The 25,081-nt window shown below is 61.0% G+C and carries 27 protein-coding genes; 3 read left to right on the top strand and 24 right to left on the bottom strand.

Annotation, left to right across the window (positions count from 1 at the left end; all coding sequences use genetic code 11):
* Positions 1–72: 72 nt before the first annotated feature.
* From NA8A_RS00550 to NA8A_RS00560, 3 genes are all read right to left on the bottom strand, one after another.
* Positions 73–786, bottom strand: a complete 714-nt coding sequence (locus NA8A_RS00550; RefSeq protein ID WP_009449259.1) for a GntR family transcriptional regulator — start codon at positions 784–786, stop codon at positions 73–75.
* Between the two features lie 98 nt (positions 787–884).
* A complete protein-coding gene (locus NA8A_RS00555) occupies positions 885–1,907 on the bottom strand; it encodes an acyltransferase family protein (protein WP_009449260.1) in 1,023 nt (340 codons plus the stop codon).
* Between the two features lie 175 nt (positions 1,908–2,082).
* Positions 2,083–2,637, bottom strand: coding sequence for a PadR family transcriptional regulator (locus NA8A_RS00560; RefSeq protein ID WP_009449261.1), 555 nt, complete (start codon positions 2,635–2,637; stop codon positions 2,083–2,085).
* Between the two features lie 71 nt (positions 2,638–2,708).
* Between NA8A_RS00560 and NA8A_RS00565 the strand changes: the two genes are divergently transcribed.
* Positions 2,709–3,302, top strand: a complete 594-nt coding sequence (locus NA8A_RS00565) for a hypothetical protein (protein ID WP_177203374.1) — start codon at positions 2,709–2,711, stop codon at positions 3,300–3,302.
* A 170-nt stretch (positions 3,303–3,472) separates the two neighbouring features.
* Here NA8A_RS00565 and NA8A_RS00570 read toward each other — a convergent pair whose 3' ends face one another.
* The 16 genes from NA8A_RS00570 to NA8A_RS00645 all read right to left on the bottom strand — a co-directional run bounded on the left by NA8A_RS00570 (position 3,473) and on the right by NA8A_RS00645 (position 17,989).
* Positions 3,473–4,180, bottom strand: coding sequence for an ABC transporter ATP-binding protein (locus NA8A_RS00570; RefSeq protein ID WP_009449263.1), 708 nt, complete (start codon positions 4,178–4,180; stop codon positions 3,473–3,475).
* Positions 4,177–4,935, bottom strand: coding sequence for an ABC transporter ATP-binding protein (locus NA8A_RS00575; RefSeq protein ID WP_009449264.1), 759 nt, complete (start codon positions 4,933–4,935; stop codon positions 4,177–4,179). The genes NA8A_RS00570 and NA8A_RS00575 overlap by 4 nt, the downstream gene beginning before the upstream one ends.
* Positions 4,932–5,819 (bottom strand): branched-chain amino acid ABC transporter permease, encoded by an 888-nt coding sequence (locus tag NA8A_RS00580; RefSeq protein WP_009449265.1) that lies wholly within the window; start codon positions 5,817–5,819, stop codon positions 4,932–4,934. Before NA8A_RS00580 ends, NA8A_RS00575 begins: the two co-directional genes overlap by 4 nt.
* Positions 5,819–6,682 (bottom strand): branched-chain amino acid ABC transporter permease, encoded by an 864-nt coding sequence (locus NA8A_RS00585; protein ID WP_009449266.1) that lies wholly within the window; start codon positions 6,680–6,682, stop codon positions 5,819–5,821. The genes NA8A_RS00580 and NA8A_RS00585 overlap by 1 nt, the downstream gene beginning before the upstream one ends.
* Positions 6,683–6,749: 67 nt before the next feature.
* Entirely contained in the window at positions 6,750–7,970 is a 1,221-nt protein-coding gene (locus NA8A_RS00590) for an ABC transporter substrate-binding protein (RefSeq protein ID WP_040671559.1), read from the bottom strand.
* A gap of 42 nt (positions 7,971–8,012) precedes the next feature.
* Positions 8,013–9,248 (bottom strand): metal-dependent hydrolase family protein, encoded by a 1,236-nt coding sequence (locus NA8A_RS00595; protein WP_009449268.1) that lies wholly within the window; start codon positions 9,246–9,248, stop codon positions 8,013–8,015.
* On the bottom strand, positions 9,249–9,755 hold the full coding sequence (locus NA8A_RS00600; protein WP_009449269.1) for a GAF domain-containing protein: 507 nt from the start codon (positions 9,753–9,755) through the stop codon (positions 9,249–9,251). It lies immediately after the preceding gene.
* Positions 9,752–10,651 (bottom strand): branched-chain amino acid ABC transporter permease, encoded by a 900-nt coding sequence (locus NA8A_RS00605; RefSeq protein WP_009449270.1) that lies wholly within the window; start codon positions 10,649–10,651, stop codon positions 9,752–9,754. The genes NA8A_RS00600 and NA8A_RS00605 overlap by 4 nt, the downstream gene beginning before the upstream one ends.
* Entirely contained in the window at positions 10,651–11,514 is an 864-nt protein-coding gene (locus NA8A_RS00610) for a branched-chain amino acid ABC transporter permease (protein WP_040671466.1), read from the bottom strand. The genes NA8A_RS00605 and NA8A_RS00610 overlap by 1 nt, the downstream gene beginning before the upstream one ends.
* Positions 11,515–11,530: 16 nt before the next feature.
* Complete coding sequence (locus tag NA8A_RS00615; RefSeq protein ID WP_009449272.1) at positions 11,531–12,739, bottom strand: ABC transporter substrate-binding protein; 1,209 nt, start codon at positions 12,737–12,739, stop codon at positions 11,531–11,533.
* Positions 12,740–12,769: 30 nt separating this feature from the next.
* Positions 12,770–13,477 (bottom strand): ABC transporter ATP-binding protein, encoded by a 708-nt coding sequence (locus NA8A_RS00620; protein ID WP_009449273.1) that lies wholly within the window; start codon positions 13,475–13,477, stop codon positions 12,770–12,772.
* Entirely contained in the window at positions 13,474–14,238 is a 765-nt protein-coding gene (locus NA8A_RS00625; RefSeq protein WP_009449274.1) for an ABC transporter ATP-binding protein, read from the bottom strand. Before NA8A_RS00625 ends, NA8A_RS00620 begins: the two co-directional genes overlap by 4 nt.
* Positions 14,235–14,888 (bottom strand): TetR/AcrR family transcriptional regulator, encoded by a 654-nt coding sequence (locus NA8A_RS00630; protein ID WP_074896616.1) that lies wholly within the window; start codon positions 14,886–14,888, stop codon positions 14,235–14,237. The genes NA8A_RS00625 and NA8A_RS00630 overlap by 4 nt, the downstream gene beginning before the upstream one ends.
* A gap of 194 nt (positions 14,889–15,082) precedes the next feature.
* Positions 15,083–15,886 (bottom strand): glycosyltransferase family 25 protein, encoded by an 804-nt coding sequence (locus NA8A_RS24975; RefSeq protein ID WP_009449276.1) that lies wholly within the window; start codon positions 15,884–15,886, stop codon positions 15,083–15,085.
* Complete coding sequence (locus NA8A_RS00640; RefSeq protein WP_074896619.1) at positions 15,883–17,220, bottom strand: Mur ligase family protein; 1,338 nt, start codon at positions 17,218–17,220, stop codon at positions 15,883–15,885. The genes NA8A_RS24975 and NA8A_RS00640 overlap by 4 nt, the downstream gene beginning before the upstream one ends.
* Before the next feature lie 58 nt (positions 17,221–17,278).
* Positions 17,279–17,989 (bottom strand): glycosyltransferase family 32 protein, encoded by a 711-nt coding sequence (locus tag NA8A_RS00645; protein ID WP_040671470.1) that lies wholly within the window; start codon positions 17,987–17,989, stop codon positions 17,279–17,281.
* A 184-nt stretch (positions 17,990–18,173) separates the two neighbouring features.
* Here NA8A_RS00645 and NA8A_RS00650 point away from each other — a divergent pair, with 184 nt between their 5' ends.
* A complete protein-coding gene (locus NA8A_RS00650) occupies positions 18,174–18,689 on the top strand; it encodes a DUF2867 domain-containing protein (RefSeq protein ID WP_009449279.1) in 516 nt (171 codons plus the stop codon).
* 85 nt (positions 18,690–18,774) lie between these two features.
* Here NA8A_RS00650 and NA8A_RS00655 read toward each other — a convergent pair whose 3' ends face one another.
* The 5 genes from NA8A_RS00655 to NA8A_RS00675 all read right to left on the bottom strand — a co-directional run bounded on the left by NA8A_RS00655 (position 18,775) and on the right by NA8A_RS00675 (position 24,202).
* Positions 18,775–19,605, bottom strand: a complete 831-nt coding sequence (locus NA8A_RS00655) for a dipeptide ABC transporter ATP-binding protein (protein ID WP_009449280.1) — start codon at positions 19,603–19,605, stop codon at positions 18,775–18,777.
* Positions 19,602–20,456, bottom strand: a complete 855-nt coding sequence (locus NA8A_RS00660; protein ID WP_009449281.1) for an ABC transporter ATP-binding protein — start codon at positions 20,454–20,456, stop codon at positions 19,602–19,604. Before NA8A_RS00660 ends, NA8A_RS00655 begins: the two co-directional genes overlap by 4 nt.
* Before the next feature lies 1 nt (position 20,457).
* Positions 20,458–21,366: an ABC transporter permease subunit gene (locus tag NA8A_RS00665; protein ID WP_009449282.1), complete on the bottom strand. Its 909-nt coding sequence runs from the start codon at positions 21,364–21,366 to the stop codon at positions 20,458–20,460.
* Positions 21,367–21,377: 11 nt separating this feature from the next.
* Positions 21,378–22,382 carry an ABC transporter permease subunit gene (locus NA8A_RS00670; RefSeq protein ID WP_009449283.1) on the bottom strand — a complete coding sequence of 335 codons (1,005 nt, stop codon included), beginning with the start codon at positions 22,380–22,382 and terminating at the stop codon, positions 21,378–21,380.
* A 224-nt stretch (positions 22,383–22,606) separates the two neighbouring features.
* Entirely contained in the window at positions 22,607–24,202 is a 1,596-nt protein-coding gene (locus NA8A_RS00675; protein WP_009449284.1) for an ABC transporter substrate-binding protein, read from the bottom strand.
* A gap of 316 nt (positions 24,203–24,518) precedes the next feature.
* Between NA8A_RS00675 and NA8A_RS00680 the strand changes: the two genes are divergently transcribed.
* The gene (locus NA8A_RS00680) at positions 24,519–25,070 is read left to right on the top strand and encodes a DUF924 family protein (protein WP_009449285.1); all 552 of its coding nucleotides are present in this window, start codon (positions 24,519–24,521) and stop codon (positions 25,068–25,070) included.
* Positions 25,071–25,081 lie beyond the last annotated feature (11 nt).

A 25,081-nucleotide genomic window follows, 5' to 3' on the forward strand; every position in this document is an offset into this window, starting at 1 on the left:
AATGCGAGGCGCAAAGATGTGGCAAAGGCGGGCTTGGGCGGCCTCAGGGCGTTATAAGGTGCAGGTGGCGTGTCAGTGTTCGCCGTTGGTCCGTTTCGCATTCTGGCGTAGCGCCGGATGCAGAAGCGCCTCGTCGCGGCGCAGTCCGCGGGCGATCTCGACGCTTTCGACGAGCTTGTCGGAGACTTCGAGGATATGCGTGGTGAGGAGAGCGGTGGCGCGCTGGATATCACGCGCACGGCACAGCGAAAGCAGCAGGGAATGGTCCGTTTGCGCCTTGTCGCGCCCGGAGGTCAAGCGCATGTGGATGCGCAGATAGCGCTCGATGCTCTCGTGAATCCTCTGCAGCATCTCGACGGCGGTTTCCTTGCCGCACTTGGCGTAGAGGGCTTTGTGAAAGCGCCAGTTGGCGTCGCCCCAGCCTTCGAAGCCGAGATCGGCCATCTCGTCGATGACTGCTTGTGCCGCCGCGAAATCCGCCTCATCCAGAAAGGGAATGGAGGCGGTCAGGAGCCACGGTTCGAGGACTGCGCGCAGTTCGAAGCTTTCGCGGATGCGGTCGACCGGCATTTCCGCGACCATCGCGCCGCGCCGGGGGATGGTGATGACAAGCCCTTCCGCTTCCAGCTGGCGGATCGCTTCGCGTACGGGAATGCGCGAACAGCCCAGCTCCGCTGCGAGCTTTTCCTGGCGGAGTGCGTGGCCATCCGCATAGGAGCCGGACAGGATGCGCTCCCGCAAGAGAGCAGCGACCCGTTCCGATGTAATCCCTGCGGTGTTCTCCACGGTGCCTCCGCATTAAAACTGTATCCAAAAATACGATGACGCTTACCGGCTGTCCAGCTCGTTTTGGACGCAGATCACAGGCGGATCAAGGGGCAGGTTCAATAGCCGAGAAGAAGGCGGCTTCTGTGGGAGAGAAAACGCCTCGCGGTCACGGCGATGGCGACGCAGATCATCACGGTTTCCATACTGACGAGAACCAGATCCACCCATGGCCAGCCGGTCAGATGGGTGGCGTGCACCCATCCAAGCAGGATGAGCACGATTGGATGCAGGAAGAAAATGGCGAAGCTGGCTTCGGACACCAGGAGCAGGCTTTGGCTGTGCAGGACCGAGCACCTTTCCAGCGTTGCGTAGATCGCGATGGTCAGGAAGAGCTTCTGCAAAAGCATCAGGTCTATTCCTGCGAAGGTGAACATCGGCTTGTGGCCATTGCCTTGCAGCCCCATGCTTGTTTGCACGGCGGCAATGGCGAAGGCCATTGCGAAGAGAAGATATTCCCGCCCCCGGAGTGCTGCCAGCACTGGCTCGCGATAGATCGAGGCCAGAATGCCGAACAGATAGACCGGGGTGAAATAGAGGACTGACTGGAAGACGTTGAGGTTCTCGACTGGCCGTTGCACGAAGAGCGCGACGATGAGGCTGAGGAAAACAACGGCGACCCTCACCATGGGTGCAAGCGCGATGAAGCGCATATGTAATGGTGAAGCGAGAAACATGACGAGAATGAAGGGAATGAACCAGTATCCCACCAGCGGATAGCCGGTGGCGAGCGCCTTGACTGTTTGCAGGGCCGGATCGGCCGGACCCAGCACCTCGGCCATATCCTGAGGATGCCGCAGAACGAAATAGATGCTCATCGGAACGGCCAGCGCCAGATAGGGCATGAGCACATTCCTGCACTTTGCGGCCATGAACTGGCGGTATTCGAAGCGTGGCGCAAACACGTGATTGAACATGTAGCCCGAGATGAAGACGAAGAAAGTCGTCCCGCCGGTAAGCAGGTTTGCGGCATAGCGGGTCGGCCAGGAGACGAGTTCGAGATCCACCGTGGGATAGCAATGTCCCGCAACGATCAAGATGATCGCTATCGCGCGGAAATAGCTGATGGAACTCAAGCGCATGGTTGCCCTCCTGGTGAGCTTTCGCCAAGCTTCACCGGCCGGCCCGTTCTCATTTGCATGCTGCCGATGAGAGCAGGGTGCAACATGTATTGTTCCATCGTTCGAAAGGCTGCGGTGGAGCGCAAAAGGATAGGGTTACCTCGCCGGAAGGCGAGGTTTGGGGGCTCTTCGACTGTCAGATGCTTTCCTGCTCGGGCCATTCCTGCACAGCGGCGATACAGGCCTCCAGCCACTCAACGAGCATTTTCTCGCGGCGCCGGGCGTAGTCGAGCGTGAGCCCTCCGAACCGGACTTGCCGTTTCATCGTCGCAGTGTCGGCTGCAGGCAGCACGAGGTTATCGAAGTGATCCTGTAGTTGCCGGTGCGTGTCGCGCTGTGCCTGAAGAACGCGAAGTATCTGATGGCGGCTCAACATGCGCGCGAAATAGAGTTGCACCAGAAAGCCGTCCTTCTGCGTAACCGGTGGATGGATGGCGGCGAGCCATTCCCGCAGTTCCCGCTCCCCCGCGCCGGTTATCGAATACTGTTTCTGGTTCGGCCGCTTGTCGTTCTCCACGGTCTCGCTGGAAACCGCACCATCTGCCTCCAGAGCCTGGAGCGTGCGGTAAATCTGAGCCTGGTCCGCCGGCCAGAAATAGGCGACGGACTTGTCGAAATAGCGGCTTTTCAGCGTGTAGCCCGACATTGGCTCGAAGGTCAGCAGACCTAGAATGGCGTGACGCAGGGACATAGAGGCTCCTTGCAATATATGTAGAATCATATATGCATCATCATATATAGGTTGAATCACTTCCGAGGATAATGCATCACATGAACGCTTCTCGCTTCCAAATCCTTTCGGGTTCATGCCTCTGTTTGGCTGGAGGGGCCTATCTGCTGGATACGGCACTCGATGCGGCGTTCCCGCTCGCGTCGCCTGGCCTTGGAGCTGTCGTGCCGGTTTTCGGGCTGATCGGCTTCACTGGGTTTTGGAAATTGCTCGAAAACGAAGGGCAGGGAGTTTTCGGGCTTCTGACCTATGCTTTGGCCATGGCCGGCCTGTCGGGGCTGGCGATTGTCACCTTTCTGTTCAACAGATTGGCGCCTGATCTGAGCCCGGATGCTTTGGGTGCTGTGTTAAACGCGGTCCGAACGGAACTTATGGTCATCGGTGCGATTTTTCTGATCTCGGCGGTGCTCGTCTGCATTCTGGCGTGGAAAGCTGACCCCGCAAAACGCACCGGCGCGCTTGCCTACGCCATCGGCGCGATACCGGTGGCCCTGCCACCACTCTTTCCCGAGCCGATTGTAACCGTCGGCGGTATATCGGTAAGCCTCGGTCTTCTTGTCTGGGGCGCAGGCCTGTTGGTGGGCGTGAGGGGAATGAAACAACATTCGGCACCGCTTAATGCCTGACCCCTGCGCAAATTCGAAAACACGAAGAGATGAATCGGATCACGGTTTCCATGAAACGATGAACCGATCTCGAGCATTTTGCAGTCAGATGGAATCATTTGACGTCCGCACAAATGCGGAAAAACAAGGAGATGGAGCGGAGAAGCGTTTCCATGAAACGCTGAACCGATCTAGTGAGAGGCTCCGATATTCCCGAGATAGAGTTCTGCAGCCTTTTCGTCGGCAAGAAGGGTTTTCGCATCCCCTTCGAGCGCCACCAGTCCGCTGTCCAGAATGCAGCCGCGATTTGAGATCGCCAGGGACTGGCGCGCGCGCTGCTCAACGATCAGAACCGAAACGCCGAGCGATGGCAGCCTGCGTATGAGCGCGAAGGAATCCGCCACCTTGTTCGGCGAAAGGGCTGCTGTCGGCTCGTCGAGCAGCATCAGGCGCGGTTTGGGCACCAGCGCGCGGGCGAAGGCGAGCTGCTGGCGTTCGCCGCCCGAGAGGCTGCCGGCGCGCATCCGCCGCCGTTCGGCGAGCAGTGGAAAGGTTTCGAAAAGCTCGTCGATGCGCTGCCGGCTACTGCCCGCCACCACCTGAAGGTTCTCCAGGATGGAAAGATTGGCAAAGACATTTGCCACCTGCGGAACATAGCCCATGCCGAGCCCCATGCGGGCTTCCGCGGACAGCGGCATGATATCCTTGCCCATGAAGGAAATGGTGCCGCTCGAGCGCGGCAGGAGGCCCACGATCGCCTTCGCGAGCGTCGACTTGCCGGCGCCGTTCGTGCCGGCGACGGTGAGGATTTCGCCATCGTCAAGATCAAGGTCGATGCCGTTGAGGATATCGACCTCCGAATAGCCGCCCCGCAGACCACGGATGGTGAGGATGCTCATGCCTCGCCTCCCAGATAAGCGTCGCGCACAGCCTTTTCGGCAAGAACCGCTGCGGGCTCTCCCTCGGCGAGAATGGCGCCCTGATCCATGACATAGAGATGCGAGACGAGCCGTGTCAGCGCCTCGAGGTCGTGTTCGATGATGAAGAAGCCGATGCCGCGTCCGTTGAGCTCGCGGATACGCTCCATGATTTCCGCGATCAGCACCGGGTTCACCCCGGCGAAAGGCTCGTCAAGGAGGATCAGCCTTGGCTCAACCATCAGCGCCCGTCCGAGTTCAAGCAGCTTCTTTTGCCCGCCTGAAAGCAGTCCCGCCGAACTGTCCGCCACCCGGTCAAGCCGCAGGAAGGCGATCACCTCGTCGGCGCGCGCCTTCAGCGCCTTCTCCTGTTGACGGATGAGGCCCGGGCGCAGGAACAGCCCGCTCAGGCTTTCGCCGGCCTGTCCCGGCGCCGCTGCCATCAGGTTTTCGCGCACCGTGAGATGCGAGAACTCCTTTGGCACCTGAAAGGTGCGCACCATGCCCTGGCGGGCCCGTGCGGAAGCAGACATGCCGTCCATGGACATGCCGTCGAACGTCACGTGGCCGGAGCTCGGTGGCATAAACCCCGAGATGACGGAAAACAGCGTGGACTTGCCGGCCCCGTTCGGTCCGATCAGTCCCACGAGCCCGTCGAGCGGCATGGAGATGCTGACGTTCCTGAGGACTTCAAAGCCATCGAAGGCCTTGCAGATATCGACTGCTTCGAATGTCATCGCTTCGTATAATCCCCCATGATGCCTTGCGGCCTGTAGAGCGTGAAGAGAATGAGCAGAAGCCCGATCACGCCGATGCGCAGCGATGCCATTTCCACTTCGGTGACGCCCGGAATGAAGTCGCGCAGGAAGCGCGAGCCTTCGAGGAAGACCATCAGGAGCACCGTGCCCACGATGGCGCCGGAGATGCGCCCCACGCCGCCGATGATGATCGCCATCCAGACATAGAATGTGACCAGCGGCACGAATTGCTCGGGAATAATGAAGGTGATGTAGTGGGCATAGAAGGCACCGGCGAGGCCGGCCAGCGCCGACGAGAGCATCAGCACCTGGATCTTGAAGCGGGCCGGATCCTTGCCGAGCGCCTTCAGGGCATCCTCATTGTCACGGATCGCCTGGATGATGCGCCCGAATGGGCTCTTGATGATGCGCCACATGGCAAGCGCTGCCAGGGTGCAGACCGCGAGCAGAAGCCCCGCCGTGGCAAGCTGCGCCTCGAAACCGACGGGCAGGCTCGAAAAGAGACGCGGTATGCCGGGCACGCCCTGCACGCCGTTGGTCAGCCATTTCTCGCTGACGATAATGATGCGCACCGTTTCCGAAAAGCCCAGTGTGACGATGGCGAAATAGTCGTCCCGTAATCGCAGGGATATGAGCCCGATGGGCCATGCGGTGAGCCCCGCAGCCAGCGCTGCCGCGCAGAAGCTGGCAAAAAGCGGTACGCCCGAAAGCGCCAGGAGCGCCGACGTGTAGGCGCCGATTGCGAAAAAACCCACATGGCCGAAATTGATGAGGCCGACGGAGCCGTATTGCAGCGACAATCCGAAGGACAGAAGCAGATAGATCAGCGTGATGATGGCGATGGCCAGAAGATAGCTGAGCATCAGCGGACCCCCTCGATGCGGCCAAGCAGGCCCGTCGGCCGCCTGAGCAGCACAACCAGCATGATGGCGAAGGAAAGGGCGATCTTGTAGGTGAAGCCGACGAAAGGTGTCGACATTTCCTGCACCACGCCGAGGATCAGGCCGGCAAGCAGGGCGCCGGCCGGGCTGCCAATGCCGCCGAAGATGGCGGCGGCAAAAGCAGGCATGAGCATGTCCCAGCCCATCTCGGGGTTCACCACCGTCTTGACGCCGAGCATCACGCCGCCCGCCCCGGCGATAGCGCCGGCCAGCACCCAAAGTGCTGCCAGGACGCGGCCCGAGCGGATGCCCGAGACACGGGCAAGGGATGGATTGTCGGCGACGGCGCGCATCTGCCTGCCGATGGGTGTCAGGTGCAGCACGGCGAAGGCGAGCGCCAGCATGACGGCTGCGAGAAGCGCCAGTTGCAGGTCCAGCGGATTGATGGCCAACCCGCCGATCCGGTAGGGACGGCTGAGCGGCATGCTGAAAACCATGGGCTGGTGCCCGAAGACCAGCCCCATGATGGAGCGCAGCACAAAGCCGACGCCGATCGAGGCCACCAGAAGCGCAACCACCGATCGCCCGGCCAGCCGCCTGAAGACCAGAAGATGGCTGATCAGCGCCACAGCCGCGGTAACGATCACGGCAAAAATGCCGCTCGCGAGAAGTGATCCGGTCATCGGATAGACGACCAGCCCTGAGAAGGCGCCGACCGTCATGACATCGCCGGTCGCGGCATTGGGAAAGCGCACGATGCCGAACACCAGCGTGATCGACATGGCGGCAAGACTGATCACCAGGCCCTGGACGAGCCCGTTAACGGCAAGCTGCGCGAAATACATAAGCGGTTCCTCGTTCCACCGAAGTGGATGGGCGGGAGTCCGGCCGGTGCCGGAATCCCGCCGCCTGTCAGATCTTGACGACGTAGCGACGATTGATCTTGCCGTCCTCCACGAAGGAGGCGGAGAAATCAGGCGTCACGTCGCCATGCTCGTCGAAATCGAGCACCGAGGAAGCACCCTCATAGTTGATCGGTCCAGACTTCAGCGCTTCCTTGCCCTCGGCAAAGGTGTAGACCTTGGTGCCTTCGGGGTTGGCGACGTCGCGCATCTTCTCGTTCACCTTGGCCATGTCGGTCGAGCCGGCGGCTTCCACGGCAAGGGCGAGCACAGTCATCATGTCCCAGGTCATCGCGGCATACACATTGTCTGTGCCAGGCTTGCCCATGGCGGCCTGGTAGGCCTTGTCATAGGCGGCGAATGACGGGGCCTTTTCGTTGGAGATGGAATCCACCGAGATGATGCCCTCCACCACGTCGGCGCCGAGGGCGGCGACGAGGTCGCTATTGGCAGCCCAGCCGGGGATGATCCACTTCACCGGCTGTCCGGTCTGGTACCACTCGCGCAGGATGATCGTGGTGTCGCCCACATAGGAGCCCGTGACGATCACGTCCGGCTGCGCGGCCAGGATCTGCATGAGCTCCGAGCGGTAGCTCGCCTGCTTCGGCTCGTAAACGACCTCGGAAACGACCTCGCCACCCTTTGCCGTCCAGGCCTTCTTGAAGCCTTCGGTGTTTCCGATACCCGAGGCGTTGTTGAAGGCCATGGTGGCCGGACGCTTGAAGCCTTCCTTCTCCGCGATCTCGGCGAAGGCGCGGCCGAAACGGTCATTGGTCGCCTGGAAGCGGTAGCCGAGCCCCTTTTCGTTTGCCGGCGGAACCGACAGGGCCGGGGCGCCGGAAGTGTGCATCAAAATCTTGCCGGCATCGTTGGTCAGCGGAATGACGGCAAGCGAGATACCCGAGGACCAGGTGCCGAGAACCGCCTCGACCTTGTTCACCTCGATAAGCTTCTTCGCCGCAAGGACTGCTGCCTGCGGGTCGGTCTGCGTGTCCTCTGCGAAAATCTCGATCTTGCTGCCCGCCGCACCGCCGGCGGCGTTGATCGCCTCGGCGGCTGCCAGGATCATCTTCTGCATGCCTTCGCCATAAGGTCCACCCGCACCCGTTACCGGGTTGAGCGCACCGATGCGCAGCGAACCTCCCGACTGTGCAAAGACGGAGCCTGCGAAAAGGGGCAGTGCCATTGCCCCGGCTGTACCTGCCAGAAATTCACGACGTGTCCTGTTCATGGTGTTCCCCTTTTTTGAGACGTCGGTTGCAGTGTTGTTCAATCAGTCGAGAGCGGCCCTTTTCACGAAGCGCCCCGCCTGCATAATGACCGGCATATGCTTGCCCTGGCCGGTGAGCAGGGAGAGCTCCTCGAGCGGATTGCCGTCGACCACGATGAGATCGGCAAATGCATCGGCTGCGATCGTGCCGAGCTTGCCTTCCATACGCAGAAGCCGCGCTGCTACACTGGTGGCAGAGGCGATGACCTCCTGCGCGGGCAAAACGCGGCCGCGAATAACGAATTCTTCCGACTGGTGCCGGTGCATGTTGCCCAGAAGGTCCGTGCCATAGGCCATGGCGAGACCGGCATTGCGCATGGTTTCAAGCGATTTCATGCCGCCCGAGCGCACGTAATCCGCCTTGGCGACCGAATCCGCCGGGAAGCCGAGCGAAGCCCCTTCGCTGACCAGTTTTTCATAGGTCACGAGTGTCGGCACGGCATAGGCGCCGTTTTCCTTTGCAAGGGTCGCGGTCTCGGAGGAGATGAAATTGCAGTGCTCCAGCGAATGGACGCCGCACTCCACCACGCGGCGAATGCCCTCATCCGTGTAGACATGCGCGGAAACATAGGTGCCGGCATTCTGCGCTTCTTCCACGACGGCCAGAAGTTCGTCACGGCTGAAGCCGAGGAAGTGAATCGGATCGGTCGGCGAAGCAGCTCCGCCATTGGCCATGATCTTGATGAATTCCGCGCCGTTCTTGATTTCCTCGCGCGCGGCACGGCGGATGCCGTCCACGCCGTCGCAAATGCGCCCGAGCGCGCCGAGCCGGAAGCGGTTGGTCGGCACCGGCGTATCGTCATATTGGCCGCGGAAATCCGCATGCCCGCCTGACTGGCTGAGCGCCTTGCCGCAGATGAAGAGGCGTGGTGCGGGAAAAAGGCCCTCTTCGACAGCGTGCTTGAGGCCGACATCAGCGCCACCCACATCGCGGACCGTGGTGAAGCCGCGTGCCAGCATGTCACGCATGATGATTGCAGCGCGCGGTGCGGCGAGGCTGTCGGGCAGGCGCGCATTCTCGCCGAGATTGGCGAGCGAGGCGACCACATGCACATGGCAGTCGATCAGGCCGGGCATGAGCGTGCGGCCCTTGAGGTCGATCACCTCCGCGCTGCCGGCTTTCAGCGAAGCGGACACCTCGCGGATGACACCGTCTTCGACAAGCACGGAAACAGGTTCGCCGGGCTCGGGCGTTGTTCCGTCCACGATGCGGGCATTGGCGAAAAGATAGGACGACACTTATGCACTCCTGGTGGTTGCGGCCCGCGCCTTGGCGCGTGCGTTCAAGAAAGCGGGAATGAGCAGGGGGGCGAGCGGAGCAACGAGCTCCACATCGCTTTCCTTGTAGTGATGTTCCGGTGCGAGAATGTTGAAGGTGCCGATGGCCTCGCCGCCGTAAAGCACGGGAATGTTGATGACGGAGCCGAGCCCCATGCTCTCGATCAGCTCATGATCGAAGAAGGCCCAGCGGATGCCCTCCCGGTCACGCCCGATAAACGGCTTCTTCTGCTTGAGAACCAGGTCGCCCCAGGGCGTTGGCCCCATGAGCTTGCGGCCTGAGACCGGATATTCGTCAGGGCGGTTGGAATAGACACGGGCGACTTCCTGCCCGTCCACGTAAAGCAGGGTGAAGAGCTCATGCCCCACCAGGGCATGGCTTGCCTTTTCGAGCGCCTTGTAGAGGGCCTCGGGCTGGCCGGGTTCGGCAAGGATGCGAAGAAGAGCAGGAAGCGGAGACTGGGTCATGATTTCGGAGCCGGTACGATTTGTTCGGGAAGCAGCCCCTGCGGGCGGAACCGCAGGACGAGGATGAGGGAAAGCCCCACCAGGATTTCCCGGCAGGCAGCGAATTGCGCAGGTGCGAGCCAGGGCACGAGATCGGGCAGGAAGCGGGTGAGTTCGAGGAAGAACACCACCACATAAGCGCCGAGCACGCCGCCGGCAGGCCGGCCCACGCCGCCGGCAGCCACTGCCAGGAAGATGTAGATCGTGATGAGGGGCTGGAAGTGATCCGGCGAGATGTAGGACTGGAAATGCGCGTAGAGCGCTCCGGCAAGCCCGGCAAGCGCGGCTGAAACGGCAAAGGCCTGCACCTTGAAGCCGAGAACGTTCTTGCCGGCGAAGCCTGCGAGTTCCTGATCCTCGCGGATGGCCTTCATGGCGCGTCCATAGGGCGAGCGGTCGAGACGGCGCAGCGCCAGCCAGACGACGAGCACGATGACGCTGACCAGTGCCAGATAGAAGAGGTTGAAGCCCTGATTGCCCAGTGCCGACTTCATCGGCGCCTGGATGCCGGAAATGCCGTCGGACCCATTGGTGAGCCAGCGTTCGTTGAGCGCCACGAGCCGGATCACCTCTGCCAGCCCGAGCGTGACGATGGCCAGATAGTCGTCGCGCAGGCGGGTCGTCGCCAGCGTTACCACAAGGCCGGCTATCGCGCCCACGACGATGGCCCCGCCCCAGCCGAACAGAACGGGCAGGCCCGCTCCGGTCAGGAGCGCCGAGGCATAGGCGCCGAGGGCGAAGAAACCGACAAGGCCGAGATTGACGAGGCCGATGCCGCCCCAGATCAGATTCAGGCTGAGCGCCAGAAGTGCATAGATGCCGCCGATGGTCAGCGCGAAGATCAGATAAGCCAGCATCAGTTCGCCCTTTCCCCGAAGAAGCCGCGTGGACGCACAGTGAGGACGAGCAGGATCGCCGCGAAGCCGACCGCCGAGCGATAGGTCGCCGGCACCACGAGCAGGGCGCATTCCTCGGCGATGCCGATAGCGAGCGCGCCCGCCACGGCGCCGGGTATCGATCCCAGGCCACCAAGCACGGCAGCCGCAAAAACCGTGAGCAGAACGCGAAAGCCAAGCATCGGATCGATGGAGGCATCGAGCCCGATCAGCACGCCGCCGATGCCGGCAAGCCCTGCGCCAAGAAAAATGGTCATCACCGCTATATGTGCGGGCTCGATGCCTTTCAGGCGGGCGAGGTCCGGATTGTCGGCAACCGCGCGCATCGCCTTGCCGAAGCGCGTGTAGCGCAGAAAGGCGAAGACGGCGCCCATGATGACGACGGCAAAGAAAAGGCTCTGCAATTGCTGCGGCCCGACCCTGAGACCCATGAAACGCCAGTCGGGCACCAGCGGCAGGTCATAACCGCGCAGATCGTTGCCGAAGAACAGCCGCACCACGTTTTCCAGAACCGTGTTTAGCGCAATGGAGCCGATCGCAACCGTCAGCGCACCCGCGCCCCGCAGTGGCTTCAGCGCTGTCTCCTCGGCGCTGACGCCGACACAGCCGGCGACGGCAAAGGCGATGAGCAGCGCCGGCAGGATGCCGGCGCCGAAGTGAACATTCACCCACCAGGCTGCGAACGCACCGATGGTGGCATAGGCGGCGATGGCGAAATTCGGATAGCGCAGCACCGCGAAGATCGCCGTGAAGCCGATGGCCGGCACGGCGATCAGCGCACCGTTCATCACGCCGTTTAGCAGGGCCTGGAGGAGAATGGTCATGTTCACGGGAACCGCGTCAGGCAATCTTGATCAGGGTCAGCTTGCCGTCGCGCACCTGTTCGTACCGGAAGCTGCTGTCGGAGATGTCGCCCTTGTCGGTGAAATCGCAGGGGCCGCTGGCGCCCTCATAGTTCACCGGCTTGCCTTCGGCGATCAGCTTGAGCCCGTCCACCGCATTGTCCACCTTGGTGCCGTCGGCGGCCTGGCTCACCTTGCGGATAGCGTCCTTGATGGCCGTACCGGAACTGTCGCCCGCAGCAGCCATGGCCATGATGATCAGGTTGATCTGGTCATAGACCTGCACGGTGTAGGGATCGGGGCTGTCGACGCCGATCAGTTTCACGAGACGCTGATAGGCGGTGGAGCTTTCATTGGAGGAAGGCGCAATGGTGTAGCACCCCTCGACCACTTCGGCCGGCACGCTGTCGACCAGCTTTTCGTTGACCGCATAGGCAAAGGCGATCTTCTTGCCCTGATAGCCCGCGCGATAGAGTTCCTTCAGCATGACCGTCGTGTCGGGCGTGTAGCCGCCGAAGATGATCGCATCCGGTTCGAAGCGCATCACCTCGTCCACTTCCGAGCGGTAGGAAGGCTTCTTGTCGTCATAGATCAGGGATGAGGTTTCGCCGCCGGCTGCCTCGACAGCCTTGGTGATGTTCTGGAACTGGCTTTCCGCGTAGGGCGTCTGCGGGGAAACGAAGAAGACACGCTTGGCGCCCTCGGCGGCGGCGAACTCGCCGAATTTGCGGCCCTGCAGCGTCGTGTTGGGCTGCGTACGGACGAGGTAGCCCTGGTGCGGCAGCTCGGTGATGCTGTCGGCGCCGGAAACGGTTGCGAGGAAGGTTTTCGATTCCCAGCAAAGCGGCGCAACGGCGGTGGTGACCGAGGAAGCCCAGGTGCCCACGATTGCCGAAACGGCATCGACGTCGATCAGCTTGCGTGCCGCGCGCACGCCGGCTTCGGGGTTGGTCTGGTCGTCCTCGGAGATGACCTCGATCTTGCGGCCCAGAACGCCACCGGCCGCGTTGACCTCGTCCACAACGGCTTTCACCGTGTTGGCCATGACCGGCCCATAGGGGCCGCCCGAGCCCGTCAGCGGGGTCAGCGTTCCGATCTTGATCGGCTCGCCCTGCGCCCAGACGAAGGAAGGCAGCGCCGTGCTGCCCAGAAGCAGGGAGGAAGCTCCCAGAAAATGCCTGCGATTGAGAGTATGGTTTTTCATCATGTTGCCCTCTGTGGCTCTTTCTTCTTGGTGTCAGCCGCCCAGGAACAGGCGGCGAATTTCGGGATCGGCAGCCAATTGCGGACCCGGCCCCTCCGCAGATTCCTTGCCGGAAACCAGCACATAGCCCCGGGTCGAGACGGCGAGCGCTTCCACGGCATGCTGCTCCACCATGAGGATCGGCAGTCCGCCCCGGTTGAGCGCGACAATGGCGTCGAAAAGCTCGTCCGCGGCGCGCGGCGAAAGCCCGGCTGTCGGTTCATCTAGAAGCAATAGCTTCGGCGCCGTCATCAGCCCCATGGCCATGGCAAGGATCTGGCGCTGGCCACCCGAAAGCGTTCGTGCCAGGTCCCGCCGCTTGCCGGCGAGCATCGGATAGCGCTCATAGAGCTCCTCGATGCGGCGGCTTGCGTCGCCGCTGTCGCGATAGGCGCTGATCTCGAGATTTTCGGCGATGCTGAGATTGCCGAAGACATTGCGCTCCTGCGGAACGAAGCTGATGCCGCTGCGGGTGCGGTCGACCGCGCCGAAACGCGTCACGTCCTCTCCGCCGAGCTGGATCGAACCTTCCCGTGCAGGAACCAGTCCGGCAACCACTTTCAGAAGCGTCGACTTGCCGGCACCGTTGGGGCCGATGATGGTGACGATCTCGCCGGCTTCGACATGGATGGAGGCCTTCTTGAGAATCTGTTCCGCCGCGCCGTAACCGGCCACGATATCCCTTGCGACAAGCAGGCTCATCGGCGCGTCCCCAGATAGGCTTCCTGAACTTCCGGGTCGGCTGCGACCTCGTCGAAGTTTCCTTCGACCAGCGTCTTGCCCTCGGCGAGCACCACAACCGGGTCGCATAAGCGCTTGATCAGCGCCATGTCATGCTCGATCAGGCAGACGGTTATGCCGTCGCCATTCAGCGCTACCAGATGCTCGGCGATCTCGTCGGCAAGAGAGGGATTGACGCCCGCCATCGGCTCGTCGAGCAGGATGAGACGCGGATCGGCCATCAGCGCCCGCCCGATCTCCACGAGTTTCTTCTGCCCGCCCGAAAGCGCGGTGACCGGGTTGTCGACCACGTGGGAAAGGCGCAGACGGCGCGCCGTATTGAGGGCCTTTTCCGCGAGTTCCTGTTCGCGCCGACGCGCTGCCGGGCTTGTGAAGAGTGCTGCCGCCAGACCTTCGCCCGGCTGATCGAGGCCGTAAAGCATAAGATGCTGGAACACGCTGAGCTTGGGAAAGCCGCGCGCGAGCTGGAAGGTGCGGACCAGCCCGCGGCGCACGAGAAGATGCGGCTTGAGCCCGGTCACATCGTCGCCCGCAAGCATCACCTTGCCGCCATTCGGCCGGTAGAGGCCGGAAATTGCGTTGAACAGGGTGGATTTGCCTGCTCCGTTCGGCCCGATGAGGCCCGTGATCGTGCCTTCCCTGATGCTGAAGTCCACCCCCCGCAGGATCTGCGCACCATAGAAGCCGAGCGTCAGATCCCTGACCGAAAGAAGGGCGTTCATACGGCCACCTTCTTCTGGCGGGTCTTCGCTGCCGCGCCACCGTAATTGGGAAACTGCTGACGAACCTGCTCCTTCCAGAAGCGAAGCAGGCCATCGTAATATTCAGGGTCTTTGCGCAGGATGGTCTGGGCGATCATGCCGCGGATACAGCACATGGTGGCGTTCATCACATTGCGGGTGTGTTCGGGGTCGACGCCGGTGCGCGCGGCCAGTTCGGTCCAGATCGCGTCCAGCCCCTCGTGGAACTCCCGCACGACGGGAACGAGCTGCGTCCTGAACTCGTCATTGTGACGGGCCTCCGGCAGATACTCCATGGTCACATAGAACAGCCGGTCTGACATGACTTTCCAGAGATAGTCGACGATCTCATCGCTCGACCCGCCATTCTCTGCGAATTCACGGCCGAAGCGGCGCATATCCTCATTCACCAGATGCAGCATGTTGGCGATCGATTCGGTGATGATCGTCTCGCGGGTGGGGAAGTGATGCGTCAGGGCTCCGCGCGAAACGCCGGCTGTGCGGGCGATTTCGGGCGTGGTTGCGCGGGTGATGCCGCGGTCGTGCAAAAGATCGATGGTCGCATTCATGAGGCGTGCGGAAGTCTCCGCACTACGCTCTTTCTGCGACCGGCGTTTCGGTGCGCGCGCCATGTTTGAGCCCCTCGAAAACATGTTGCTTTTGTTCTTTTTCGAAAAGATGAAATGCAACTTACAAACAATCAAGTCTGTTTTTGTGTGTTTTTATCGTAAGGCAATCGCGCGGCAATTTGCGCTTACAGTCTATTCAAGATATTGAATTTAAACAGTAATCATAAATGCTGGCGTGATTTTTCTCGACGCGGGCTTTAAGAACGGTCACGCCGTGCCGTCAGCTTGCGGCGGTAAAGAAGGGAGCGGGCAAGCTTCACGCCTTGCAGAACATTGCCCCACAGCGACCGCAACATCCTGCGGTTCTTGCGCAGTCTTTCGCGGTCCTGTTCGAGAATGGAGCCGCCGAGATTCTGACTGGCTTCCTCCACGGTGTTGGGCTCCGTCGACCACACACGAATGGAAAACTCCCAGGGGTGGGAAAGGTCTTCGTCGATGGCCCTGAAAATGCGCCGGCGGGCAAGGAGAGCTCGTGCGGCTTGCGCTCCGATCAGATAGGCGACGGCACCTGAAGCCGGATATTTATGCGCCACTGCGGTGGTGGCGCCGATCTGCAGCGAGGCGACGACGGTTTTCGGCCTGTAGTCGAAGAACTTCACCACATCCCAGTCGTCCGGACGGGCAGTCAAGTCCCGCATCGATGCGAGGAGGCGGGCTCTGTCGAGCACGCGGAAATCGTCTTCGAGAACCAGCGCATAGTCCAGGCCGCTTTCCACAAAGGCGCGCCAGATGCGTCTATGACCTGCATAAACGGCGATTTCTCCCGGTGTCAGGGACCGTTTGTGCAGAAGAACATTCATGAGGCTCGAATAATGTTTGTCGAGCGCGGGGTCGGTCTTGCGGTAACCCTCGATGAAGCGCCAAGGGACCGAAAGTGCGGTCACTTCGGTTTCCGCATGCCTGCGCCTTGCGCTTCCCTCCTCATCCACAGTGAGGATGAAGGCACCGATCCGCGCGCCCGCTAAGGGAGCATCGCTGGCTTTCTGGCTGCTGCCGGTCATGGCTTCTGCTCTTCGGCTGCATCCTGGGGCTGTCGCCTGCGTCTGGAGAACCAGGCCTTGCGCCGTTCCTTGCGGCGCATTTTGGCATGCTCCTCGAAGGGCACTTCCACCTTGCCGCATTGCAGGCAGTTCATGCTCAGGCCGCAATATTGCTCCCAGCACCGCACCTCGTGTGTCCAGGCAAGGCCGATCCGCTCCAGATGGGAATTGCGCGCACCCTTGAGCAGGATCAGTTCGTCCGCCCTTGCGGTTTCCTTGATATAGTCGGCGGCTTCCTTCGTCGTTGTGAAACCTTTGTAGGTTCCGTTCGCGCGCTCGTCCTCGGTTGCCGGTGCGCGGTGAATATTGTCTCCCACGAAGATCACCTGATCGGCCGCTTCCCGCGACAGTTCGTAAGCGATCCGGTATGGCTTTTTCGGGTTGCCCGCATAGTCGGCGATATGCCCGATGACGGACCTCTTGTAGGGGGCCTCTATCGCCCCAAGCGTGGCAATCGCGGCGGGAATGCTTTCGTTGGGAGCTTTCACCGTATCCATGATGAAGGTGGGGCCATTCATGGTTTTCAGTATTCCGCATCGGTCCCACAGCGGGGCGAGTGTCGCGAACCTTTCGAGAAGCATTTCAGGATCGAGGCCAAGCTCCATGGCCGTGGCGAAACTCGCGGTAACCGCAAGCCAGAAATCCTTGCTGGGATAGGGCGTGAGGATTTCGTATGTCCCCTGAGCGCAGCGAATGGTGACACGAAGCGGATCGGGGTAGGCGACGTGCGATTGCATGACCCGATAATCGGCATCTTCCGCCCAGCCGAAGGTGACGATGCGGGCTCTGGTGCGTTCGCGCATGCTCATGACATGCGGATCGTCCGCATTGAGCACGGCCAGGCCGTTTTCCGGCAAAACCTCGACCAGCTTGCCTTTTTCTGCGGAGACCGTCTCACGATTGCGGAAGGCGGAGTAATGTTCGAGGCCCACCTTGGTGACGACGGCAATGTCAGGCCGAAGGAGCCTGGCCATCGGTGCCATGCTTCCAATGGTCGTCACGCCGACTTCCGCAACCAGAAACCGGGTGTCCGGCGGTGTGCTGTTGATCGTCCCGGGAAGTTTCAGAAGCGTGTTGAACTGGATCTGGGAATGCACCTTTCCCGCGCCCTTAAGAAGATGGTCGAGGATCGAGGCCGTCGTGGATTTTCCCGAGCTTCCGGTGATGCCGATAACCCGTGCCTGGAGGCTCCTCCGGTTGATGTGGGCAATGCGCAACAGGGCGAAGGCGCGCAGTTTCTCAGACAGGGGCTTGAGCCCATAGCGCCGACGCCACGGCCTGGACCTGTCTTTCAATTGCTCGAAAATCCTCGGAAAGCTTGTGCCCAAACATGTCCCCCGTGGTTTTGCCCTCTCAGCGCACTTTCTTCGCGGCTCGCAGGCGCTTACGCGCCTTCGATGCGTAAAGGTTGCGCCTGATCTCGGCGATCCGGTCGAAAACGGAGGCAAATTCATAGGCGCCGGTCGTCTCGCCAAAGGTCTGATGCGCATAGATCTTGCCCGGGCCATTGTATCTCCGCCCGGTGAAATGCTCGGGAATGAGGACATGCGAAGGCCAGATCACGATATCGGGCTGATGCTTCTCGATGAGTTCGGCCACGAACAGGTTTCCTGTCTGGCGCCATGGATGATCGAGCTCCGCAGGGGGCACTTTTTCCAGAATACTCAGGATCAGTTCGAGAAAAGGGTGCTGTGGTGCAGCAGCAACAATAGGCGCGACAAGTTGTCCGCGCATGAATTCATTCTCGTAAACCGTATAGAGCGTGCCGTTATCGTCAAACAGTTCATCTATAGGGTGAATGCATATACTGTCGGCGCCGGCCATATAACCGCCGTCGGTAAACAATATTTCATACCGTAAGAGATCTGCGGCGCCGGCATACCATCCGCGTTTCATATATTCATCGATCTGGCGACGGGTCCGGAAGTCTCCGCTTTCCAGAAACGCGTTGTCGTAAAGCGTGTAATCCCAGTCCGGATGGCGTTCCACCCAGCTGCGCATCCACGCTTCCGGCGCCCGCTTTGGGCCTATCCAGATATGTCCCAGTCGTCTGGGAATTCTCATGCGGCCCTCCCCAAAAGGCCGTTTATTGATTTACGGGGACTCCTAAACGATCGGGCGTTGTTTAGCCAGCGCGGATCGTTGCCAGGTTCGATAAAGGGTCGTCGGAAAATGCCTGCGACATTTGCGGTCATTGTTGGACTGCCGGTTGCAGGGATAATTTCTGCATCCTCCAGTGGAGCCAGCCATGCCTGTCGATCGTCCGATAACGCTGCCGAATTCGCATGCGCAGGTTCTTGCCCCTCCTGCCGAACTCGATTTCTTTCACACGCGCACGGTTCGGCTTGGACGGCCCGTTACGCCGCTCGAGGCGTGGAATGCGATGATGTCGCATCGCATGCCGCTCATGAAACTCGCCTTTCGTATCCGCGACACGATATCGGCGGCCTTCGGGGTCAAGCGGCTGGGCGGGTTCAGGAACAGGCGGGTGGAAGCCGTCAGCGTCGGCGACCGTCTGGACTTTTTTCTGGTCGAGGATGTTTCGCCGCACGCGCTCACCATGACCGAGCGGGACCGCCATCTCGATGTCATGACCTGTGTCTCGACCGAAGGAGAAGAGGTGACGATCACCTCTTCTGTAAAGACGCACAATGCTTTCGGTCGGGCTTATATGGTTCCTGTTGGGTTGGCGCATCGGCTGATCGTGGCCAGAATGCTGGCACGCCTTCAGCGGGAGACGCTGGCTCGGCCTGCACCGGAATGAAAGACCCGGCGCGATAGCCGGCCGGGTCTTCATGTTTTGGGTGTTCACGCGAATGCCAGGTGTCTCCACCTGGCTGCAAACCGCTTTACGCGGCGTTCTTTTTCGCCAGCCTCTTTCTGATGCTTTCCACGTCGGCGCGGGGCGTCGCCGCGAAGAGCGTCTTCGTATAGTCGTGCTGCGGGTTGGAGAAAACGGCATCGCGCGTGCCGTATTCCACCGCCTCGCCGAAATACATCACCATCACCTCGTCGGCGATGTAGCGCACCACCGAAAGGTCGTGGCTGATGAAGACATAGGTGAGTGCAAACTCGTCCTGCAGATCCGCCAGAAGGTTCAGCACCTGCGCCTGCACCGACAGGTCGAGCGCGGAGACCGGCTCGTCCAGCACCAAAAGGGAGGGGTTGAGCATAAGCGCCCGCGCAATGGCGATACGCTGCCGCTGGCCTCCTGAGAACATGTGCGGATAGCGGTTGAAATGCTCGGGCTTCAGCCCAACCTTGGTCAGCATCGTCATGGCGCGATCGCGCCGCTCGGTGGCCGGCGTGTTCGAGTTGATGATGAGCGGCTCCATCAGGACATCGCCGATCTTCTGGCGCGGGTTCAGTGAACCATAGGGGTTCTGGAACACGATCTGCACCTTGCGGCGCATCTCCGGCGTCAGTCCGCCAGTCGTGATGTCCACCTGATGCCCGTCGATGAAAAGTTCGCCTGCGGTCGGCGCGTCGATCATGGTCAGGATGCGGGCCAGCGTGGACTTGCCGCAGCCCGATTCCCCCACGATGGCGAGCGTCTTGCCCTTCTCCACCTTGAGGCTGACGCCCTTCACAGCGTGTACGGTGCGTCCCTTGCCGAACATGCCGCCCGGCACGTGATAATCGCGAACGATATCCCTTGCTTCTAGAACGATCTCGCTCATGCGCCTGCTCCCGTATAGGGCGTGTCGTCGATGGCAAAGTCCGAGATGGTCGGCAGCCGGTCGCCCGTCGCGTTGTCGGGCAGGGCCGAAAGCAGGGCCTTGGTATAGGGGTGCTTGGGCGCCTCGAACAGAGAGAGCACGTCCGCCTCCTCCATCTTGCGGCCCTTGTATTGCACCACCACGCGGTCGGCCGTCTCGGCCACGACCCCCATATTGTGGGTGATCATGATCATCGCCATGTTTTGCTCCGCCTGAAGCCGCATCAGGAGATCGAGAATCTGCTTCTGGATCGTGACGTCGAGCGCCGTGGTGGGCTCGTCGGCGATCAGCAGCTTCGGATTGCAGGAAATCGCCATGGCGATCATGACGCGCTGACACTGGCCGCCGGACATCTGATGCGGAAAGTGGCCGAGCCGCTCCTCCGGATCGGGAATGCCGACAGCCTCGAGCAGTTCGACCGCGCGCCGTCGGGCCGCCTGTCCCCTGAGGCCCATATGTTGTCGCAGGGCCTCTTCGAGCTGGAAGCCGACCGTGAAACAAGGGTTCAGGCTGGCAATGGGCTCCTGGAAGATCATGGCGATATCCTTGCCAATGATCTTGCGCCGTGCTGCCGGCGAGAGGCTCAGTATGTCGCGTCCGCCGAAGGTCATGCGGTCGGCTTTCACGGTCGCCGTCCACGGAAGAAGGCCCATCACGGCAAGCATCGAGACGGATTTGCCCGAGCCCGATTCTCCGACGATGGCCAGTACCTCGCCCTCGCTTACTGCAAGCGAGACGCCGTCGACGGCCCTGAGTGGACCGGCGGCGGTTTCGAAGGTGACGGTCAGGTTTTCGATTTCAAGCAGAGCCATGTCACGACCTCTTCAGCTTGGGATCGAGCGCGTCGCGCAGCCCGTCGCCCATCAGGTTGATGGCAAGCACGGTGATGAGAATGGCAAGACCGGGGAAGGTCACCACCCACCAGGCGCGCAGGATGAACTCGCGGGCTTCGGCCAGCATCGTGCCCCATTCCGGCGTTGGCGGCTGTGCGCCCATGCCGAGAAAGCCGAGAGCCGCCGCATCGAGGATCGCCGTCGAGAAGGAAAGTGCTGCCTGCACGATCAATGGCGCCGTGCAGTTCGGCAGGATCGTCTTGAACATCAACCGGAAATTGCCGGCCCCCGCCACGCGTGCAGCGGTCACATAGTCGCGGCTCTTCTCGCTCATCACCGCGGCGCGTGTCAGGCGCACATAGTGCGGTTGTTGCACGAGCGCGATGGCGATCATGGCATTGGTGAGGCCCGGCCCCAGCACCGCGACCAGCACAAGGGCCAGAAGCAGGGAAGGGAAGGCCAGGATGATGTCCATCAGCCGGGTGATGACCGTGTCGATCCAGCCGCGGAAATAGCCCGCCACAGTGCCGATCACGATGCCCGTGGTCAGCGCCAGAAGCGTGACAACCACACCGATGAAGAGCGAATAGCGGGCGCCATAAAGCAGGCGGGAGAGAATATCCCGGCCCACGGCGTCCGTGCCCAGCAGGTAGGCGGCGCGCCCGCCATCCTCCCAGAAGGGTGGCACGAGGATCGCGTCGCGATACTGGGCGTTATAGGGGTGCGGTGCGATCACGGGCGCGGCCAGCGCCAGAAGCACCAGAACGACAAAGACCACGAGGCCGATGACCGCGCCCCGGTTTTCGGAAAAATAATACCAGAACTCGGCCAGGCGCGCGCGGCGCGATGGATCCTGCATTCTGGCGTTGGTGGAAGCCGTATCTGTCATGATCGTCCTCCTCAGTGCCGGATACGCGGGTTGATGAGGCCGTAGAGCAGATCGACGGCAAGGTTCACCAGCATGATGACGCCGGCGATGATGAGCAGGCCGCTCTGGATCACCGGGTAATCGCGCTTGAACACGGAATCGACCATCCACTTGCCGACGCCCGGCCAGGAGAAGATCGTTTCGGTGAGGATGGCGCCGGCAAGCATGACGCCCACCTGAAGACCGATCGTGGTGATGACGGGGATCATCGCGTTACGCAAGGCATGGATGCCGACCACTCTGAAGGGCGAGAGGCCCTTGGCGCGGGCCGTGCGCACGTAATCCTCGCTCAGCACCTCAAGCATGGCAGAGCGCGTCTGGCGCGCGATCACCGCAAGCGGGATCGTGCCGAGCACGATCGAAGGCAGGATGAGATGCGACAGTGCGGAGGTAAAGGCGCCCGACTGTCCCGAAAGCAGCGAGTCGATCAGCATGAAGCCTGTGACGGGCGGGAAATAGTAAAGAAGCGAGATACGCCCTGAGACGGGTGTCCAGCCCAGCGTTCCGGAGAACAGGATGATGAGCAGGAGGCCCCACCAGAAGATGGGCATGGAGTAGCCCACGAGCGCGGTGCCCATGATCGTCTGGTCGAAGAACGAGCCGCGTTTGATCGCGGCGAAGACACCTGCCGGAACACCGATGATGATGGCGAGAAGCATCGCACAAAGCGACAGTTCCAGCGTAGCGGGGAAGAGCGTGAGGAAATCGTCGAGCACCGGGCGGCGCGTGACGATGGAGTTTCCGAAATCTCCGCTGAGCACGCCCGTCAGGTAATCGAAATATTGAACCGGCAGGGGCCGGTCATATCCGAGCATCTGCTTGATCTGCTCATAGCGTTCGGGCGCCATCACGCGTTCTCCCGACATCAGCATCACCGGGTCGCCCGGCAGAACGCGGATGAAGGAAAATGCGATGATGGACACGCCGAGAAAAGTCGGAATGAGGACGGCCAGCCGTCCAAAGATAAATCGAAACATGGCGGGTTCGATCTCCGGCGTCTAGACCGGTTCACCGTTTCATGGAAACGCTGCCCCGTTCTATCTTTTTGTTTTTAGGCATTCATGCGGGCGTCAGGCGATTCCGTCCGACTGCAAAATGCTCTGGAGGCTATCTCGTCTACAAAAGCGCCAACGAGCGGATAATGCAAACGAGACGCGCCGGTCGCCCGGCGCGCCTCCAGATTGTCAGTCGGTAGGAGCGCTTATTCGGCCAGGTCGACGCCTTCGAAGGCGAAGTCGCCAAGCGGGCTCTGATGGAAGCCCTCGACCTCTTTGCGCATCGGCACGACCGACAGCGAATGGTCGATGGTCGCCCACGGCGCTTCACGCTTGAACACCACCTGTGCTTCCTCGTAGAGCTTCGTGCGCTCTGCCTGGTCCGTGGTGGTCTTGGCCTTCACGACGAGGTCGTTGAACTCCTCATTGCACCACTGGGCACGGTTGTTGCCACCGACGGCGTCACAGCCGAGCAGCGTGTGCAGGAAGTTGTCCGGATCGCCATTGTCGCCGGTCCAGCCCAGCATCACCGCGCCGTCGCGGTCCTTTGCCTTGGAGCGATCGAGATATTCCGCCCACTCATAGGTGACGATCTCGACATTGACGCCGATCTTGGCGAAATCCGCCTGAATGAGTTCGGCCGCCCGGCGTGCGTTCAGCATGTAGGGGCGCGCCACCGGCATTGCCCAGACCTTCATGGAGAGGTCCTTGACTCCAGCTTCTTCCAGCATCTTCTTTGCCGCTTCCGGATCGTAGGCATCGTCCTGAACGGCGTCGTTATAGGACCACATCGTCGGCGGGATCGGGTTCTTGGCGGGCGTCGCCGCGCCCTGGAACACGGCATCGACGATCGCCTGCTTGTTGATTGCCATGTTCAGTGCCTTGCGCACCTCGACCTTGTCGAAGGGGGCCTGAGTGGTGTTGTAGGCGAGATAGGCCACGTTCAGGCCTTCCTGCTCCACCACCTTGAGGTTCTGGTCCTTCTTCATGTCCTCGACATCGGCCGCATTCGGGAACGGCATCAGGTGGCATTCGCCGGCCTTCAGCTTCTGGTAGCGCACCGATGCGTCGGGCGTGATGGCGAACACGAGATCATCGATCTTCTGCTTGCCGCCCCAATAGTCGTCATGCGCGCGATAGCGGATCACCGCGTCGGTCTGGTAGGCGACGAATTCGAAGGGGCCGGTGCCCAGCGGCTGCTGGTTCAGCATGTTCATCTTGCCGTCGGCGGCGAGCTTGTCGGTATATTCCTTCGACATGATGGAAGCGAAGGGCATGGCCAGATTGGCCAGGAACGGAGCTTCCTGCTGCTTCAGCTTGAAGCGCACGGTCATGTCGTCGACCTTCTCGATCGACTCGATGAGTTCAGGGAAACCCATGCCGTTGAAATATTCCCAGGCCGCACCAGCCACATACTGGTGCCAGGGATTGTCGGACTTGAGCTGGCGTTCGAACGAGAAGATCACGTCGTCCGCGTTGAGGTCACGCGACGGGGTGAAGAAATCGGTCGTCTGGAATTTCACGCCGGACCGCAGCTTGAACGTATATTCGAGCCCGTCATCGGAAATCTCCCAGCTCTCTGCAAGACCGGGCACGGTCTCGGTCGTTCCCGGCTTGAACTCGAGCAGGCGATTGTAAACCGTGTGCGCCGCCGCGTCGAAAGTCGTTCCCGCAGTGTAGAGGCTCGGATCGAAGCCTTCCGGCGATCCTTCCGAACAATAGACGAAGGTTTTCGCGCTCGCCGCACCGCTGATCACCGTGGCGGCCAGAAGCGTGGCCGCAAGCGTCAGTGTCTTTTTCATTGAGGTCTCCCTGAATATCTTGAGCCCGCTGTCGAGGCCCTGGAAGCGGGCATATAAGCAAAGTTCCAGTTTCTAGGGAACACCTTCCGGCTTAGGGATATTGCAAATGCAACTTTTGGTCTCTTTGTCCCCCTTCGATGCAAGAAACTGCGTTTTGTTACCTTGCGGCAGGGCTCTCAAAGGCCCCATATCGTTTTCAATAGAAGTAGTTTGTGATCGGACGGGTTCATTTGATGTCACATGGAATGGGTGTAATCCAATTCATGTTCGGCGATGTTTGGAGCCCTTTCGGGTTGGGTATTTGGGAGAGCGTGAAATGAATCAGGCATGGATCGACGATGTATTGGGGTTCTGGTTCGGCGAGCTGACGCCAAAGGACTGGTTCACCGGAAGCGACGAGGCCGACGAACGCATCCGCAGCCGTTTTCTTCCCGTCTATGAGCAGCTCCGTAAGGAATTGCCGCAGTCCGCGCTGACGGAACCGCGTGCCGCGCTCGCCGCGATCATCGTGTTCGATCAGTTTCCCCGCAACATATTCCGCCGCAAGCCGGAAGCTTTCGCTACCGATCAGATGGCATTGCAGCTCTCTGCCAATGCCGTGGAAAAGGGGCTCGATGCGGATATGACGCAGCAGGAGCGGCAGTTCCTTTATATGCCCTATATGCACTCCGAAGTGCTTGCCGATCAGGAGCGGGCAGTGATGCTGTTCAGCGAGCTGGGCAATGAAGAGGCGCGCAAATACGCGGTGGAGCACAGCGAGATCGTTGCCCGTTTCGGCCGTTTCCCCCATCGAAACAGGGCGCTGGGGCGCGAGAGCACGCAGGAAGAGCTTGAGTTTCTGAAGGAGCATGCGGGCTACGGACAATAAGTTTTTCCGGT

The sequence above is a fragment of the Nitratireductor indicus C115 genome, assembly GCF_000300515.1.
Classification (GTDB): Bacteria; Pseudomonadota; Alphaproteobacteria; order Rhizobiales; family Rhizobiaceae; genus Nitratireductor; species Nitratireductor indicus.